This window comes from Brevundimonas sp. UBA7664, from assembly GCF_002483305.1.
In the GTDB taxonomy this organism is placed as follows: Bacteria; Pseudomonadota; Alphaproteobacteria; order Caulobacterales; family Caulobacteraceae; genus Brevundimonas.
This window is the reverse complement of record NZ_DLHQ01000008.1, coordinates 1-16,995: the sequence shown is the minus strand read 5'-3', so window position 1 is coordinate 16,995 and position 16,995 is coordinate 1. Positions and strand designations below refer to the sequence as shown.

The 16,995-nt window shown below is 68.1% G+C and carries 16 protein-coding genes; 10 read left to right on the top strand and 6 right to left on the bottom strand.

Annotated features, from left to right (window positions below):
- The first annotated feature begins 9 nt into the window (after positions 1 to 9).
- Positions 10 to 2,499, top strand: coding sequence for an alpha/beta hydrolase family protein (locus tag B2742_RS01455; protein ID WP_292062156.1), 2,490 nt, complete (start codon positions 10 to 12; stop codon positions 2,497 to 2,499).
- Here the strand turns inward: B2742_RS01455 and B2742_RS01450 are convergent.
- The 4 genes from B2742_RS01450 to B2742_RS01435 form a co-directional block, all read right to left on the bottom strand.
- On the bottom strand, positions 2,432 to 4,183 hold the full coding sequence (locus B2742_RS01450) for an asparagine synthetase B family protein (RefSeq protein WP_292062153.1): 1,752 nt from the start codon (positions 4,181 to 4,183) through the stop codon (positions 2,432 to 2,434). The two genes, B2742_RS01455 and B2742_RS01450, sit on opposite strands and share 68 nt — an antisense overlap.
- Positions 4,184 to 4,185: 2 nt before the next feature.
- Complete coding sequence (locus tag B2742_RS01445; RefSeq protein WP_292062150.1) at positions 4,186 to 4,830, bottom strand: lasso peptide biosynthesis B2 protein; 645 nt, start codon at positions 4,828 to 4,830, stop codon at positions 4,186 to 4,188.
- 55 nt (positions 4,831 to 4,885) lie between these two features.
- Positions 4,886 to 5,008 carry a hypothetical protein gene (locus B2742_RS01440; protein ID WP_292062148.1) on the bottom strand — a complete coding sequence of 41 codons (123 nt, stop codon included), beginning with the start codon at positions 5,006 to 5,008 and terminating at the stop codon, positions 4,886 to 4,888.
- A gap of 95 nt (positions 5,009 to 5,103) precedes the next feature.
- On the bottom strand, positions 5,104 to 5,589 hold the full coding sequence (locus B2742_RS01435; protein ID WP_292062147.1) for a helix-turn-helix domain-containing protein: 486 nt from the start codon (positions 5,587 to 5,589) through the stop codon (positions 5,104 to 5,106).
- Between the two features lie 233 nt (positions 5,590 to 5,822).
- On the opposite strand from B2742_RS01435, the gene B2742_RS01430 reads away from it, so the two are divergent.
- Genes B2742_RS01430 through trbB form a run of 4 tightly spaced genes read left to right on the top strand, consistent with a single transcriptional unit; the run spans position 5,823 to position 9,716 of the window.
- Positions 5,823 to 6,452, top strand: a complete 630-nt coding sequence (locus tag B2742_RS01430) for a GntR family transcriptional regulator (RefSeq protein ID WP_292062145.1) — start codon at positions 5,823 to 5,825, stop codon at positions 6,450 to 6,452.
- The gene (locus B2742_RS01425; protein ID WP_292062141.1) at positions 6,453 to 8,333 is read left to right on the top strand and encodes a type IV secretory system conjugative DNA transfer family protein; all 1,881 of its coding nucleotides are present in this window, start codon (positions 6,453 to 6,455) and stop codon (positions 8,331 to 8,333) included.
- Positions 8,320 to 8,760 (top strand): hypothetical protein, encoded by a 441-nt coding sequence (locus B2742_RS01420; RefSeq protein ID WP_292062138.1) that lies wholly within the window; start codon positions 8,320 to 8,322, stop codon positions 8,758 to 8,760. Before B2742_RS01425 ends, B2742_RS01420 begins: the two co-directional genes overlap by 14 nt.
- Complete coding sequence (gene trbB, locus B2742_RS01415) at positions 8,760 to 9,716, top strand: P-type conjugative transfer ATPase TrbB (RefSeq protein ID WP_292062136.1); 957 nt, start codon at positions 8,760 to 8,762, stop codon at positions 9,714 to 9,716. The genes B2742_RS01420 and trbB overlap by 1 nt, the downstream gene beginning before the upstream one ends.
- Before the next feature lie 184 nt (positions 9,717 to 9,900).
- Here trbB and B2742_RS01410 read toward each other — a convergent pair whose 3' ends face one another.
- Both B2742_RS01410 and B2742_RS01405 read right to left on the bottom strand, forming a co-directional pair.
- Positions 9,901 to 10,227 (bottom strand): hypothetical protein, encoded by a 327-nt coding sequence (locus tag B2742_RS01410; protein ID WP_292062134.1) that lies wholly within the window; start codon positions 10,225 to 10,227, stop codon positions 9,901 to 9,903.
- Between the two features lie 163 nt (positions 10,228 to 10,390).
- Positions 10,391 to 12,202 carry a Fic family protein gene (locus B2742_RS01405; RefSeq protein ID WP_292062132.1) on the bottom strand — a complete coding sequence of 604 codons (1,812 nt, stop codon included), beginning with the start codon at positions 12,200 to 12,202 and terminating at the stop codon, positions 10,391 to 10,393.
- 165 nt (positions 12,203 to 12,367) lie between these two features.
- Here B2742_RS01405 and B2742_RS01400 point away from each other — a divergent pair, with 165 nt between their 5' ends.
- From B2742_RS01400 to trbL, 5 genes are all read left to right on the top strand, one after another.
- Positions 12,368 to 12,688, top strand: coding sequence for a TrbC/VirB2 family protein (locus B2742_RS01400; RefSeq protein ID WP_292062131.1), 321 nt, complete (start codon positions 12,368 to 12,370; stop codon positions 12,686 to 12,688).
- The gene (locus tag B2742_RS01395; protein ID WP_292062128.1) at positions 12,688 to 12,951 is read left to right on the top strand and encodes a VirB3 family type IV secretion system protein; all 264 of its coding nucleotides are present in this window, start codon (positions 12,688 to 12,690) and stop codon (positions 12,949 to 12,951) included. The genes B2742_RS01400 and B2742_RS01395 overlap by 1 nt, the downstream gene beginning before the upstream one ends.
- Positions 12,952 to 12,958: 7 nt before the next feature.
- Positions 12,959 to 15,397 (top strand): conjugal transfer protein TrbE, encoded by a 2,439-nt coding sequence (trbE, locus tag B2742_RS01390; RefSeq protein WP_292062127.1) that lies wholly within the window; start codon positions 12,959 to 12,961, stop codon positions 15,395 to 15,397.
- Positions 15,348 to 16,094, top strand: a complete 747-nt coding sequence (locus tag B2742_RS01385) for a conjugal transfer protein TrbJ (protein ID WP_292062125.1) — start codon at positions 15,348 to 15,350, stop codon at positions 16,092 to 16,094. Before trbE ends, B2742_RS01385 begins: the two co-directional genes overlap by 50 nt.
- A gap of 12 nt (positions 16,095 to 16,106) precedes the next feature.
- Positions 16,107 to 16,995, top strand: an 889-nt coding sequence (gene trbL / locus B2742_RS01380; protein WP_292062123.1) for a P-type conjugative transfer protein TrbL, incomplete at its 3' end; no start/stop codon positions are given.

Genomic DNA, 16,995 nt, shown 5'->3' with positions numbered 1-16,995 from the left:
GGGCGAGCCATGTTCAGTTCCCTTCACCGCCTTGTCTGGGCGGTCATGGCGCTCGCGTGTCTGGCGTCGTCATCCTTCGCCCAGTCGCGGCCCCTTGGGGTCGATGATGTTGTGACGCTCGAAGGATTCGGCCGAGCCTCCATCGCGCCGGACGGCGCATGGGCTGTCTACGAGAAGCGCGGTGCCTATGACACCACCCCGCGGTTCGACTTTGGAGGCCGCTCCACCTGGGCGATCACAGACCTCTGGCTTGCTGACCTGACGAGGCCCGCGGCTCCATCGGAGCGTCTGCTGCCGAACGAACCTGCAGGGCTGTTGCGCGGGGCCTGGTCGCCGTCCGGGACCCGAATGCTGGTCTACAGTTTTCGGGACGCCCGTCTGCAGATCGGGATCGTCACGCTCGCAGACAGGTCGGTTGAATGGACAGGTCTAACGCCGGAAATCCCGCTGACCGGCGCGGCGGCGGAATGGATATCCGACGATGAGATCGCGCTGACTGTCCGGCCCGATGGGAGCCTTCCTGCCATCCTGCGGTACTACGGCGGGAGCCAGGCTCGGGCGACCCAAGCCTGGGAGCGCACCGCGCTCGGCCGAGAGGCATCCCGCACGGTCGTCGAGACCCAAGGCGGCGTGGCGACGGCGGAAACCCCGGACGCCGTCCAGGCTCTGATTGTTCTCGATCTTCGGACTGGCGGGCGCCGGACGCTGGCTGAGGGCCGAATTGCTGATTTCGCGGTGTCACCGGATGCGCGGCGGGTCGCCGTGATCCTGGGCGAAGAGCGCATGGCCATCCGGCCCGAGTCCATCGTTCAGGCGGAGGGTTCGACCCGCCAGCGGCTTGCGATCATCAATCTGGTTGACGACGCAGTCGCCAGGCCGATGGACGCGTTCGATGTCGCGCCCCACCTCCTGCGATGGTCTTCGGATTCCAGCAGCCTTCTCGTATGGGCGCGTCAGGACGGAACGGACTGGACTGACGGCAGGCTGATGCACGTCGATCAGGCCGGCGCAGCCATGGTCCCGCTCGACGGGCTGACGCCCGGCGGAAGCGCCGACATTCTGAGGGGCGTCCGGGCGGAGTGGCTGGGTGGGACCCCGGTTGTATATGCGCGCCCGAAGGACGGAGAGCGTTTTGACTGGTACGCGCTTGCGGCGGGTGGACGACCGGCCCCGATGACCGGCGAATTGACATCCGTTCCCTCCCAGATTGCCGCCGTCGCCGGGGATGCGATTTTTCTGATCGCCGATGGCGGTTTGTGGACTGTGGGGTCGAAGGGCCTTCAACGCGTGGGACCGCCGGATCTGCTGGTGCGGAAGGTTGAGATCAGCGATATCGAGAAGCCGTTTCGGCTCAAGGTGAATGACGCGCCGCGTCAGAATTGGGTCGCCATGCTCGGACCAGAAGGCGAAAGCCTCGTCCTGACAGGCGCGGGCGCGGTGCGACGGATCGGTCCCGGTGTTGGTGAGGGAGGCCGGGTGGTTGCTGTGTCCTCGGAAATGGCGCTGGTTCTGGACCGCGTCGAACTCGTCGAAACCCTGCGCCTCAGGACGCCCACGGGCGTTTCCGACCTGGATCGGGTGAACGCGGGGCTGGCCGACGTCACCCTCGTGAAGCCGGTGGCGGTGGATCATCTGGACGCGCGGGGCCGCCACACGCGGAGCTGGCTATTCCTGCCCCCGTTGAGCGGGTCCGAAACGATCAAGGGCCTCGTGGTCCAAGTCTATCCCGGGTCTGTGGATGCCGGCGACTGGTCCGGACCGCAGACACTCACCTATGGCCTTCGGGCGGTGGTGATGGCGGGCGCAGGGTATGCGGTGCTGACGCCGTCGATTCCGATAGGCGAGGAGGGGACGACCGCAGTCGACTTCCTTGTCCGAAGTGTCGATGCGGCGGTTGATGCGACCCTGGCCGCCCATCCCGAACTGCCGCGCAACCGCATCGCCATTCAAGGCCACAGCTTTGGGGGCTACACCGCCTTGGCCGTCGCCACGCGATCGGCGCGCTACCAGTCCTATATCGCCTCATCCGGAATGTCGGACTGGTTCGGCGAATGGGGGGAGTTCATCCCCGCGACCCGAGTGATGCCTGAGGACGGCTTCATGATGATGAACCAGCAAGGCTATGTGGAGGTTGGGCAGGGCGAGCTTGCCGAGCCGCCCTGGGCCAACCCGGGAGCCTATATCGAACACAGTCCCTATCTTGCGGCGGACCGGATCACCGCACCGGTCATGCTGATCACGGCGGACAGGGACTTCATCCCGATGTCGCAGTCCGAACGGATGTTCAGCGCCCTTTACCGACAAGGGGGAACGGCGCGGCTCGTCACATACTGGGGAGAGCACCACCACGTTCTCAGCCCGGCCAACCTGCGCGACCTCTACGGTCAGGTGTTCGACTGGCTGGATCGGACCCTGCCGGGGTCGCCGATCATCAGTCCGGAGGCTTCAGACGTCGTTCCCATGCCCGGACCCAGCCCTCAAACGCCGCAGCCACAATGATGGTGGAATAGGCACCGCGCCATATCAGGCTCTCGCGAGTCAGAAGCTGATCGGCGGCGCTGCGGTCGAGGACACCGAGCGCCGCCAGCCGCCCGTCCAGAAGCCAGGGCCGCAATACGGCGAGATTGTCCAGGATCATCATGGCGTAGATCCGCGTCATGTCGCCTTTCGACCGGCGCTCGATGATCGCCCTCGGCAGTCGATCCCTGAAGGCGTACCTCGCCAGCCCTCGGTCGCGACCACCGAAAGTCAGGAGCGGGGTCGGAATCGCGAGGCACGCCTCGATCACGGGCTGGGCGCACATCGGGTGCCGCACATCGACGGTTTCGGTAAGCATCGAGGGCCCGTGTCGCGATACGCTGTCCAGGACGCCCGCGATCTGAAGTGTCTTGGCGGGACCGAACCCGTCGCAGTCGGCGAGCCAGGGATGCGCTACGGGTTGTTGGTGCGGGACAAGAATGCCCTCGTCTCGCACCGGAAGGCGCTGGCCCTCTCGGCCGTGGCGACGGGCCTCGCGGATCATCGACCAGACAGAAATTTCGTTTTCCGCAGCCAGGCGCGGGACATCGGGCGCAAAGAGGGCGCGCCAGCCCCGCGCCAGCCAGAGATCGGTGAAGACGTCGCTGGTGGAGCTTTGCAGAAGGATCGAATCCCCACCCTTGCCGGTCATCAACGCCGTCGCGCCGACGTCGTGCAGCCGGGCGGCCCAGTCCATGTCGTGAGGACGGTCGAGGGCATTGAGTCCGGGGCGAAGCCCTTGGGACGTGCGCTCTAGCCACGCTTCCGTCATGGCACCCGTGCGATGCGGCACGCATGTTGGGACGATCCCCAAGCCCTCGCCAAGCGCGGCAACATAGGCGCGTTCATCTGCTTCCGGTGTCGCGCCATAGGCGTTGAGCCAGAGGCTGACGTCGATAGAGGGGCTGCGTGTCAGGCTGGAAGCCACGAGGCTGGAGTCCAGTCCACCTGACACTTCCGCGGCAACGGGCCCTGAAACACTCGCCAGCCCCGCAACCGCTTCGTCTATGGCGGCGCGGATCGAAGCGGCAGCGTCCTCAAGCGAGGGCGGCGGGCCCAGGCTGCGATGCGCGACGTCGGCCGGGTGCCAGAGGGATCGGGCAGGAATGGACAAGGGGAGGGGCTGCACCGTTCCGGGGGCAACCGCGATGGGACCGTCCAGAAGCAGGGGGCCCGATGAGAGGAAGGGGTCCAGCAGAGCCTGCGATAGCCTGTCGACATTGATGCGCCAGGGCGGCTGGAGCTTCTCCACCAGCCAGTCCGGTGCATCCGAGGCGACGATCGTCAGGCCTTCGTGCGCCCAGGCGACGCATTCGAGCGCGCCGGAGGGATCCCGTAGGACCGACGCCAGTTGGGATTGGGCACCGAAGCGCACCCCGACGTACCGGCCCCAGAAGCGGGCGAACAGCTTGCGTTCATAGTCGTCTGGATCGTCTGCCCGGGTGGGGAGGACGGGTTGCCGCCGGTTGAACACGTCGCCGACCAGGGTCCATGGGCCGACCGCCAGGGTTCTCGGCGTATTTGGCCCTTTGACCCCAAGCCACGCGCGACCGTTGAGATCGGACACCACGAGGCCCTTGGACCGTGCGAGCTGTGCGAGTTCAGCGGAAAGGATTTTCGCCTCGGGATCGTCCGGACGTCGGACCACGATGAGGTAGTCGCCCACCGTCAGGCGACCATTATTGGCGTGTACCGATCCACGCGTTCGAGGGTGTCAGCGATGACGAGGTCGCCGATCTGCAGCCAGCAGTGTGCAGCGAACGGCCAGGTCCGCACCCCGAAGATCCAGTCGGTGTGGATGCCTTTGCCGGCCAGGACGCGTCTGAGCTGGAAGGCTCTCTGCAGGCATTCCCCTTCGAAAGGGACCCAAGGGAGCGCACCTCGAAAGGCAGCGACGGACCTGTCCAGACGAGCGTCGCCAACGGGTCCGCGCCGGGCAGAGGACGGAGCCGAAGTTTCGATGATCTGACGAAGCGTTCTATCCCGGAAGGCCATCGTCGCAGTGGCGAGCGCAAATCCGGTGTGGAAAAGGGTCCATTTGGGGGGGGACGACGCTGGCACCAACTCCCGTTGAGCCGCCTCTGGTGTGCGTCGTGGCGGCCCAGGGCGTTCACCAACGGCGATGCCGGCGGACAGCAGTTCAGTTGCAGCGGCCCTGTCGGGCACCACGACGGAACCGCTCTTGTCGACCACAATCCATTCCGCCGCATCCAGAAGGCAGTGGTACTGGTCGGCGTTCACATCCAGCATCACGATGTCTTCACGAACCTGCGCCAGGAACACGCCGTCAGCGCACCAGAGTTGAACCGTCATTTGTCTGTCCACCGCGCGTTGCGGACGATCGCCGTCGGCGACCGTCCGCTTTCGCTCAGGCCGGCTTGCGGCTGTCGAAGACGTTGATCTCCATATACTGGCCGCCCGTCAGGTCACGGGTCAGGGCCCTGGCGCTGCCGAGGGTGACGAGGCGCAGTTTGGGGGTGGGGGTTGTCATCACAGTCTCCTTGGGTTGGTCGCCACGGATGTGGCCTAAGGAGTGAGCGCGCGGCTCGACCGTCTGAAAAGCTATATCTGGAGTATATTGAGGGGTCAGCGTCCCGGTTTGGGGCGTTTGGAGAGCAACTCGGCCGCGCCCGTCTGTAACCAGGCCTGGGCCTGCTCGCTCGTCTCGTCGCCGTCCAGCAGGGTGTCGAACATCCCGGTGATCGCGGTGATCAGGGTGCGGGCGTCCAGGTCCATGAGACGATCCTGGATGGCCTGGTCGAACCGCTGGATCGCCACGGTGAGGATGGTCGCCATCTTGTTGTCGGCGCAGCGCCGGGCCAGCTCGGACGACCCGATCACGACCGAGAGAATGAGGGCATAGGGATCGCTGTTGGTCGCCGCGGCGAACCGGTGGATATGGTCGAGGTTCAGGCGGGTGGCACCCGACTCGAAGCGTTCATAGGTTCTGAGCGCCATGTTCATGGCGCTGGCGACCTCGGCCGTGGTCATGCCGCGATGTTTGCGGACCGCCTTGACCGCCGCGGAAAGCAACTCGCCGTCACGGGGCAGTTCAGGCGGCACTCCACTCATCGGCGAAAACTCTCAAACACGGGATGGTGCGACGGGACGCTTCAGTGGGCAACGCTCATCCTTTCGTTTCCGTACACAACCGGCGTTCGTCCGCCACAAAGCGGCGGGAGAACCGATGGCTCCCGGCGGATATCTCGACGTTTTATGGCGAAATTCGTGATTAGGGTATGCAACCGGTTGGCGAACCGGCCGGCCGCCGCCATCAATCCCGTGTTCCACTTCCGGAGACGGCCGTGACCCGAAAGCGCGATCCCTTCTTCCTTGCCCTGGAGAGCATTCGCCATCTGTCCGAGCAGGGCAACTATGCGCCCGGGACGCCCATCGTGATCATCGAGGAGGCCCGACGCCTGCGGCTGTCGACCACGCCGGTGCGCGAGGCCCTCGCCTGGCTGTGCGGCGAGGGCTTGGTCGAACGCGCGCCCTTCGGCGGCTATCTGGCCTCGCGGATCGACGCGGCCCTGGTTCGGGACCGGTTCGCCTTCCGGCTCCATTGCCTGACGACAAGTCTGAACCTGGCCGAAGCCGTGCAGGACCGTGATGAACCCGTTCCCTCGTCCGCCGCACCGGAAAAGCGGCTGGCCGAACGTCTCGGCCGCATCGTCCGGGGCGCGGGCAATCAGGTCCTGGCCAAAGCCTTCGAGCGGGTGGGCCGCCAGCTCCTGCCGCTGGCGCAGGCGGAACGGCGGATCCTGCATGATCGTGAAGCCGAGGCCGTCTCGATCCTTCAGCTAGCCGACTCCGCCTCGATGCCGGCGCTCCGACAGGCGCTGGTCGCCTATCACCAGCGCCGGATGGATGCCGCGCCGCTGCTGGTCCTCGATGTCTCCGGAGAGCGGCGGGATCCTCCCGGTGAGGCGGGCTAGGTGCCGGCGCGGCTGGCATGCCTCGGTCTGGGTCTGCTGCTGGGATTGCAGGCGGCGACCCAGCTGTTCGCCTGGACCTATCACTGGGCCGCGGCGCTTGGCCCGGCGATGCGGCTTCATCCCGACCTGGCGCTCTATCCGCCCTGGGCGATCCTGGCCTGGCGCGGGGAGTTCGGCGACGAGGCCCGGACAGCGGTCTCACGCAGCGCGCCGCTGATCCTGTTGGGTGCGGCGAGCGGCCTGGGGCTGGGATCGCTAGTCAGCGGCGATCGAACGGCGCGTCGGATCCGGGGATGGGGCGGCTGGGCCGAGGCTCGCCGCGCGGGCCTGCTCAGTCCCGCCGGCGCGGTCCTGGGCGTATTCAGGGGGCGGCTGCTGGCGACGGCCGATCTTCGGCCGACCCTCGTGACCGGCGGGACCCGCAGCGGCAAGGGGCGGGGCCATGTGACCCCGACCCTGTTGTCGTGGACCCCGAGCGTCCTGGTGCATGATCCCAAGCGCGAACTGTGGCGGATCACGGCCGGCTGGCGTTCGCGGTTCTCGCATGCCTCCTATTTCGCGCCGCGGGATCCGGCGTCCGCGCGCTGGAATCCGCTGGCGGAGATCCAGCCGGGACCGGGCGAGCTGGCGCAGGTCCAGCGTCTGGTGGCCATACTGTCCGATCCCGGGGGCGCAAGGGACGATGAGGCGATCTGGGACAAGGCCGCTTCGGAAATCCTCGAAGCCGTGATCCTGCATGTCCTCTACACCGCCGAGGACGCCGACAAGACCCTGCTCAAGGTGCGGGAGCTTCTGGCCGATCTCGACGATGCGGCCGACGGGATGATGAAGACCCTTCACCGGTCGGGGGCGGACGGGAAGCCCGAGACCCATCCGTTCATCCGGACGGCGGTGAAGGGCTATGCCGCCATGCACGACCGGTTCCGGACATCGGTGCAGGGGACGGCGCGGTCCTACCTGAAATGGCTGGCCGGCGAGGATGTGGAGCGGGCGCTGTCGGCGTCCGACTTCGCCATGGGCGATCTGATGTGCGCCGAAGCGCCGGTGTCGCTCTATGTCCAGGTGGCCCCGGCGGACGCCGCCGCGCTGCGGCCGCTCGTGCGATTGATGTTCTATGCGGCCGCCCAGGCCCTCACGGCGGAGGAGACCAGGGACGCGACCGGCCGGGAGAAACGCCACAAGCTTCTGATGGTCATGGACGAGTTTCCGCTCCTGGGGCGGCTGGCCTTCTTCGAGAAGTCGCTGCGTCTGATGAGTGGTTACGGGGTCAAGGCGATGTTCGTGGCCCAGTCGCTCAATGACATCGTCGAGACCTATGGTCAGCACAACACCATTCTCGACAACTGCGCGGTCTATACGGCCTTCTCGGCCCTGGATCCGTTGACCCAGGACAAGGTCTCCAGGCTGACCGGCTCGGTGACCGAAACCCGCACCAGCCGGAGCGGCCCCGCGGGACTGGGAACAGGCCGCAGCTCGGTGTCCCGCGCGGAGATCGAACGGCCCTTGCTGGAGCCGGGCGAGATTCGGTCGCTGCCGGACGATCAGCAGCTGGTGTTCGTGGCGGGGCATCGGCCGCTGCGAACCGAAAAGCTGCTCTATGACCGGCGCGAACCATTCCGGAGCCGCGCGGGGGAAACCCCGCCCGATCAGGGCCGGCAGCTCGACGTTCCGCCCCGCGCCCCTCATCCGTGGGCGGGACGCCGCAGCCTCGGGGAGGACGCGCAGGCCAGTCTGCCGCTGTTCAAGGAGGTGGCGGCGGCCATGGACGACAAGAAGGTCGCCGCCCGGGCGGCCGATATCTACGGGCGGGTGGCGCAGGAGATGGCCGCGCAACAGGCGGTCCTCGATCAGTTGCAAGGACCAGGAAATGCCCAGGACTAACCCCCAGACCGCCCGCGTGCAGGTCTATCTCACCGATCCCAAGCTCGCGACGGCGCTTAATCGCGAGGCGCGGGCAGGCCGGATGCCGCTCAGCCAGGCCGCCGGGCGGGCGATCTCGCGGGGGCTGCAGAAATCGCCTCATGCTGATCCCGAGGATCGGCTGCTGCAGCTCGAACGCTCGCTGAGGGACCACATGCGGTCGACGGCGAGAGACATGCAGATCGTCCAGGAGCTTCTGATCGAGGTGGCGCGGGCTTTCTTCCTGCGGCTGCCGGACGCCGTGGTCGATCAGGACCCGACGGTCCAGGCGGCCGTGGACCGGCGGATCGAACGGCTGCTCGACGCCACGGCCGCACGGATCGTCGCGGGCCGAACCGCGACCGACACGGTCGCCGGCGAACCCCGCTCCTTTGACCCCTCGACCTGATGGCGGTCCATCCAATCGTCGCGGAACGCAAGCTGGAGGCCTTGCGGCACGCGCTGGGGCCGACGGTTCTCGCCGCCCTGGAGGAGCCCGCCGTCGTCGAGATACTCGCCAACCCGGACGGGCGGCTGGTGCTCGACCGGAGCGGGGAGGGCCGTCGCGACGCCGGCGAGACCCTGTCGCCGGAGGCGCGCGAGCGCGCCATCAAGCTCATCGCCGACTATGTCGGAGAGACGGTGGCGCGCGAGGATCCGCGTCTGTCCGGCGTCCTGCCGGGGACGGGCGAACGGTTCCAGGGATTGCTGCCGCCGATCGTTGCGGCGCCGGCCTTCTCGATCCGCAAACGCCCCGCAGTGATCTGGGGGCTGGCCGACTATGTCCGCGACGGCGTGATGACGGAGGCCCAGGCGGACGCGCTGCGACAGGCGGCGGCCGAACGCCGCAACATCCTCATCTCCGGCGGGACCGGCTCGGGCAAGACCACCTTGGCCAATGCGGTGCTGGCCGAACCCGCCTTCGCGCGGGACCGGGTGATCCTGATCGAGGATACGCCGGAATTGCAGTGCTCGGCCTGGGACGTGGTCGCGGTGCTGACCCGGCGCGCGCCGGTCGCCATCGGCGTGGTCGATCTCGTGCGCGACGCGCTGCGGATGCGGCCGGACCGGATCGTGGTCGGGGAGATGCGCGACGGCGCCGCCGCGCTCGAGACCCTGAAGAGCTGGAACACCGGCCACCCTGGAGGACTGTCGACGATACATGCGAACTCCGCCGAAGACGTCCTGCGGCGCGTCGAGGACCTGCTTACTGAAGTGGTCGCCCAGCCGCCCCGGCGCGCGATCGCCCAGGCGGTCGACCGGATCGTCCATATCCGGCGCACGGCCGAGGGACGACGGGTGGAGGCCGTGCTCGCCGTCGAGGGTCTTGAGGCGGATCGTTACCTGCTGACGCCGCTCGCGTGAGGACAGAGCGCGCCGGCGCTATGCTGCTTCCTGGTGTGTCGCTGGCATCGCGACGCCTGGAGAAGCGCTTCGCCGCCGCGGCCCGTTGATGCGGGCGCGGCCGGCGGCGCGGCCACGCGCAGGTCCGGTCAGTCCGGTCAGGAAGGCGACGTCCGGGCGTGGTCGTTCCGGTTGCGGCGCCGCTTTACGACGGCCAGACGGCGCGCAGCCCTTCCACCAGGCGGTCGCGCCGGCCGGGCCCGAGCTGGTCCAGATTTCGTTGCTTCCAGCGTACCGCCGGCAGGTCGGCGATGCCCGGCAGGCCGACGAGAGACCAATCCGGTTCGCCGCTTTTGAAGCCGATCAGGAATTCGCGATGCTCGGTCGGCATATCATCGACGATGATCGTGATGAGGGCTTCGCGCGCGGCGATCAGTTCGACGAGGCTGACCGGCTCCGGCGTCATGCCGACGAAGCCCTGCCGAAACTCAGATAGGCGATGTTGGCTTTTCCAGACCCGCTGTTTGAGCACCCGGAGTGTTCAAACTCCCGTATTGCCAAACGACCAGCCTTGGAACCTTGGCCGGGTCTGGGGAGAAGGGATGAAGACAAAAGTCCAATCATGCCGGCGCAAGGCGGCGTCGCCGTCAGCTGGCCTGATCCCGCGCGGCGACCCGGCCCCGCGTCCGTGATCGCTAGGCGTAGAGGCGTGGAAACAGGACGTCGAGCGTATCGGCCGGGAAGCGAAGCGAGACGGGTCCTTTCGGCGTATCGGACACGAGGAGCTGGCGTTCCGTCAGTTCCTTGAGGATGCGCCGGGCGCTGCGTTCGGGAAGGCGGGTCACGCGCTCGGCCTCGCCGCGGTCGAGTTCCCCCCGGATCAGGGTTTCCTGAAGCAGGGCATTGGCCTCCGCCGGGAGACCCGAGATCAGAACATATTTCGTGAGGCGGTCGGACAGGCCGTTCAGTTCGAACAACTCTCCCATGTACCGGACCTGCTCGAGACAAACCTCCAGGAACCAGGCGGTGAAGGACTCGAGTTGAGTCAGGGACAGATGCCCCCTCCCGTCACGGTCCCCGCGGCGGACCTCGTCGGCTCGCGCCATGTGACGCTTGTACTCGGTCCGTCCTTCCGGTCCCGGATCAAGGCCCCGAGCCAGTCCCCGCGAGATCGACCACAGTCCGTGAGCTCCGATTCCGGCTTCATGCGCCATGGCGTGACTCATCAGCCGTCCAACGCGGCCGTTGCCGTCGGGAAACGGATGGATCCAGGCAAACCTGTGGTGGGCGGTGGCCATCGCGACGATCCGGCTGGACCGGCCCGGGCCCACGCTGATCAGCTCCTCTCCGGGCGCCGGCTGGAAGGCGAACCGGCGATGGAAATGGGCCATGAACGCCGGCACCTGCTCGGAGGCGGGCGGGAGATGATCGCCCACCTCGACATCCTGGTCGGCGCCACGGCGCCATTCTCCGGGCGTCATGAGGAAGGTGTGGCGAGCCCCCTTGATGGTCAGCATGGCCTCGGACGCATCCGCATAGAAGTCTCGGTGAAGACGCTGCAGGAATGCGGGATCTGCGGGATCGGGGAGCATGTGATCGGCGGCCAGGCGATCGATCTCCTGCTGAACGCGATAGTGGGCGACCGCCTCCGCCTGGAGATCCCGCTTGTCCGCATCGGAGACCCCGGCCAGCGCCCTTTCGATATCCCGGGGACGGGTGTTATGGCCCTCGATCAGGTTGCTGTAATAGGTGTTCATGATCCGGACGAGATCGGCCAGGTGACGCGCGGTCTTCGGATGGAGGCCCACGCCGAGCTCCGCCGACCGCGCGGCGAGGTCGGCGACGAGATCGGCGATCCTCGCCGGGAGCGTTTCGAGACGAGCGGGCTCGATACGGGTTGGAGACTCGGGAACTTCTGGCATTTTGGCCGATCTTTCCACGCGGAGTGATCCGCCACCCTTATCCCGGCAGTGTCTATAATGTAAGGCGTTTGAGGCTACAGAAGGTTCCGCCTTGCCAGTTTGGCCGATCTTCTGGCCTATCTTCTGGCCGATCTTCTGGCCGATCATTGACGCGGTCGACAGGGTTAAGGCGATCAATCGGAACGTCTGCAGACGGCCGTCCACGGCTTTGGGCAATGGATCGCCGGGACCGGGCTCGTTCTGGGCCGGCCGTCGCCAGGCCCAGCCGGGGAATATGGCGCGCGCAGCCCTGCGTGTTCCCCCGCGCCCCGAACTGCCGCTTCCGAACGCCGGGAGGACCAGGCGCACGGTCAGGGCTGCGCCCAACGCCATCGACAACAGGGAGGCCCGCGAATCGACACCGTGGTTCGCGCCTCTGTGAAGCGCGCGGATCCGAAGGCGGGGTCCCCGTTGAAGGGACGGCCCGATCGCCGGGACCGGCTGTTCTGAACCGTCGATATCGGAAGGGAGGCCGGCCAAAGTCCGGCTCTGCCGAGGTTTGGTCAAACGTCGCCGAAAGTCGTCGGACGGGTCGGGAAAGGTCATGGCCACGACCCTGGCAAAGTCGTTTGCCGAGTTAAACCAAGTCGTCAGCAAGTCGCATACAAGTCGTTGAAATTATTTGATCAAATGACGTTGACAGGCGGGGATTTTATCTGCTTGCAATGAGTCGCGGCGCGGTGACCTGCGCTGAAACAAAGGAAGCAGATCATGCAATGGAGACTGGGGCGCCGCCTGTTCGGCGCAGCGATGACGTGCGGCCTGATGCTGGCCGGACCGGCCCTGGCGGGAGGCTCCGGCATGCCGTGGGAAGGGCCGCTGCAGCAGGTGGTGCAGTCGATCACCGGACCGGTGGTCCAGGCCGCCGCCGTCGTGGCCGTGGTCGTCTTCGGCGCCGGCATCGCCATGAGCGAGAACGGCTCCTCGATGCGGCGCGGCCTGGGCATCATGTTCGGCCTGTCGATCGCTTTCGCGGCCTCGACCTTCTTCCTCGACTTCTTCGGCTTCGCCGGCGGCGCGGAGATCGGGTGATGGACCCGCGGCCGGACGGGTGGGAGCTGCCGGTGGCCCAGGCCCTGGCCGAACCGGTGCTGATGGCCGGCATGCCGCGCGACTACGCGATCGCCATGGGCACGATCGCCCTGGTGCTGGGCCTGGCGCTGCGGATCTGGTGGCTGGGCCTGCTGTGGTGGGCTGTCGCCCATGCGATCGGCCTGTGGGCGGCGCGGTCCGACCGGCGGTTCTTCGATGTTCTGCGCCGGCATCTGGCGATGCCCGGTCATCTGGACGGGTGAGGGCGCGATGCGGTTCCTCGACGAACATCGCCGCCGTCCCGCCGCCCTGGCCGACCACCTGCCCTGGGCCGCGCTGGTCGCGCCCGGGGTGGTCCTGAACAAGGACGGGTCCTTCTTGGCCGCCTTCCGGTTTCGCGGGCCCGACCTGGAGTCCTCGACCGAGGACGAGCTGATGGCGGTGCGCGCCCGGCTCAACAACGCCCTGAAGCGGCTGGGATCGGGCTGGTGTCTGCATATGGAGGCGCGCCGCCGTCCCGCGACGGCCTATCCGGAGAGCGCCTTCGACCTCGAGGTCGCCTGGCTGCTCGACGCGGAACGACGCAGCCGCTTCGAGACCGCCGATCCCGCCTTCGAGACGGACTTCCGGCTGGCCCTGACCTGGTTGCCGCCCGCCGACGAAACCCGCCGCATGGAGCGCTGGCTGTTCGACGGTCTGGCCAGGGGCGGCCACGACTGGCGGCTGTCGCTGGCGGCTTTCGGCCGCGAAGCCGATACGACGCTCGACCTGTTGTCCGACGCCCTGCCGGAGATCGAACGGCTTGATGACGCGGACCTTCTGACCTGGCTGCATGACAGCGTCTCGCCCCGGGCCTTCGCGGTCCGGCCGCTGGAGACGCCGATGTTCCTCGACGCCTGGCTCGCCGACGCCGGCCTGACGGGCGGGGTCGCGCCCCGTCTCGGCGATCGCTGGCTCAAGGTGGTCTCGGTGCGGGGCCTGCCGTCGGCGACCCGGCCCGGACTGCTCGATGCGCTCGGCGCCCTGCCGTTCGAATACCGCTGGACGGCGCGATGGATCGGCCTCGACAAGCCCGAGGCCGAGCGGGAGATCGTCAAGCTGAGGAAGCGCTGGTTCGCCAAGCGCAAGGGCGTCGGCGTCCTGTTGCGCGAGGCCATCACCAAGGAGGAGGTGCCGCTTCTCGATACGGATGCGGCGTCCAAGACCGAAGAGTGCGACGGCGCCCTCGCGGCGCTCGGCGCGGAGTCCTGCGCCTTCGGCTATCTGACTTTGACGGTCACCGTTCTGGACGCCAGCGAGGCGGGGGCGGCGGCCAAGGCCCGCGCGATCGAGGCGGCGCTGAACGCGCAGGGGCTGGTGGCCCGGATCGAGGATCTCAATGCGGTGGAGGCCTGGCTGGGCTCTCTGCCCGGGGAGCCTTATGCCGACGTGCGTCGGCCCCTGGTCTCGACTCTGAACCTGGCCGATCTGCTGCCGGTTTCCGCCGTCTGGGCGGGGCCGGCCGGGGACGCCAACCTGGACGGGCCGCCGCTGGCGACGGCGCGCACGACCGGCGCGACGCCGTTCCGGCTGGTGCTGCATGTCGGCGACGTCGGCCACGCCATGGTCGTCGGGCCGACCGGATCGGGCAAGAGCGCCCTGCTGTCCTTCCTGGCGCTGCAATGGTTCCGCTATCGGGACGCCCGGGTGGTCTTCTTCGACAAGGGCCGGTCGGCGCGCGCGGCGACGCTCGCGGCCGGCGGCCGCTGGCGGGCGCTGGAGCCCGGGGCGCGGTTTTCGCTCCAGCCGCTGGCCCGGATCGACCGGGAGGACGAACGGGCCTGGGCCGCGGAATGGATCGCCGAGACCGTGCGCCTGGCGGGGCTGGAGCCGGTCCCCCGGGTGAGGGAAGAGATCTGGGTGGCGCTGTCGGCGCTCTCTGAGGCGCCGGTCGCGCAGCGGACGCTGACGGTGTTCTGCGCCCTGGTTCAGGACAAGGCGGTCGCCGCCGCCCTGGAGCCCTTGACCCTGAAGGGCCCGCACGGCGCGCTGCTGGACGGGGCGGGGGAGACCCTGGCGCCCACCCGGTTCGACGCCTTCGAGCTGGAGACCCTGATGGGGACCCCGTCGGCCGTGGCGCCGGTGCTCTCGGCCCTCTTCCACCATCTCGAACAGGGCTTCGACGGCCGGCCGACCCTGTTGGTCCTCGACGAAGCCTGGTTGTTCCTCGGCGAGACCGCCTTCGCGGCCCGGATACGGGAATGGCTGAAGACACTGCGCAAGAAGCGGGTCTGCGTGGTGTTCGCCACCCAGAGCCTGGACGACGTGGCGGCCTCCTCGATCGCGGCCAGTCTGATCGAGAGCTGCCCGACCCAGGTCTTCCTGCCCAATCCCCGCGCCCTGGAGCCGTCGTCCGCCGAACTCTACCGGGGCTTCGGCCTGAACCGGCGCCAGCTTGAGCTGATCGCCTTCGCCACGCCCAAGCGGGCCTACTACTGGCGCCAGCCGCGCGGCCGGCGGCTGTTCGATCTGCGTCTGACCGGCGTGGCCCTCGCCCTGTGCGGCTCGAGCGCGCCGGAAGACCAGACCCTGATCGACTCCCTCCTGGAGCGATCGGGACCTGACGACGGTCGACCGGGCGGCTTCGCCCGCGATTTCCTCAAAGCCAAGGGAGTGCAAAATGTGGATTCCGTTTTCGACGCCTTCGCCGGCCCGCTCGCGGCCGAATAGGTCCATCCAGATCGTCGCCGTCGGCCTCGTCGCCGTCAGCCTGCTGGGCGCCACGCCGGCGCCGGCCCAGCAGGTGGTGTTCGACCCGCGCAATCACATCGAAAATGCGCTGCAGGCGGCGCGTCAGCTCGAGAGCCTCGCCAACGAGGCGCGCAGTCTGGCGGCCTCGCCCTACAGCCACCTGACGCAATCCAGCCAGTCGCTGCGGGACATGGCCGAGCTGGCGCGGACGGCGCGCGGGATCGCCAGCTCGGTCAGCGGTCTGGAGCAGCAGTTCCGGAGTTTGTACCCCGACGATCTGTCCGGCTCGGACATGCTGAGCCTGCTGGAGCAGGGCGAGGCGCGCACGGCCAACGCCCGGCGCACCGCCGAGGACGTGGCGCGGACGGCCGCCGAGCTGGAACGGCTGGGGCAGGGCCGGTCGCAGAGGCTGGCCGGGGCGCTCTCCGCCAGCCAGGCGGCGACCGGCCAGACGGCGGCGGTCCAGTCGTCCAACCAGCTTCTGGCCGTGCTGGCCGAAGACCTGGCGGCGCTGCGCACCATCATGCTGGCCCAGTCCCGGCTGATGGCCGAGGCCACGGCGCGCGACGCGGCGGACCGCGCCTCCGGAGACGCCGCCCGGCGCCAGCGGTGGGGCCGTCAGGCCGACGCGCCGGCCGCGCCGCGCTTCGATCCCTTGTCTCACGCGAACGACTGAGGGAGCGGGGCGATGACGGTCGGAGTGGAAACGCCCAACGAGCTGATGGTGGTGTTTTCCGACACCATCTCGGCCGGGTTCGACGCCCTCCAGGGTTCGGTCAACGGCGTGTTCGGCCTCCTCATCGTCCTGGTCGTCGCCCTGACCGGCATCCAGTGGGCGCTGTCCTCCAACCGGGAGGTGCTGGCCTCGGGCTTCGGCAAGGTGCTGCTGATCGGCGCCTTCGCCTGGCTGATCAACGACTGGCAGCGGCTGTCCGAGACCCTCTATGCCGGCTTTCTGGAGCTGGGGCTGACGGCTGGCGGCGGCTCCCTGAGCCGGCAAGAGTTCCTCAACCCGGGGGCTATCCTCGCCCAGGGCTGGGAGATCGTGAAGGCGCTCGGGGAGACGCCCGCGCCGGTCGACAATCCGCTCGACGTCGTCGGCAACATGGCGGACGCCCTGATCCTGGGCCTGGCCATGATCGGCATCATGCTGGCCTTCGCCGTGCTGGCCCTGCAGATCATAGTCTCCCTGCTGGAGTTCAAGATCGTCACCCTGGGCGGCTTCGTGCTCCTGCCGTTCGGGATCTGGAACAAGTCCGCCTTCCTCGCCGAACGGCCGCTGGGCTATGTCGTCTCGTCCGGGTTGAAGGTCCTGGCCCTGGCGATCGTCGTTTCCGGCGCGCGGACGATCTTCGATCAGCTCCAGCCCTCGGCCAATCCCGATATCTACGAAGCCCTGACCATCCTGGTGGCGGCCATCCTGCTGGCCATGCTGGCTCTGTTCATCCCCAACCTGGCCTCGGCCCTGGTGACCGGAGGACCGGCGCTGGGCGCCGGCGCGGCGCTCACCGGAGCGCTGGCCGTCGGCGGGGCCGGCGCCCTGGCCGGGGCAGGGATCGCCGGCGCCGGCGCCATGG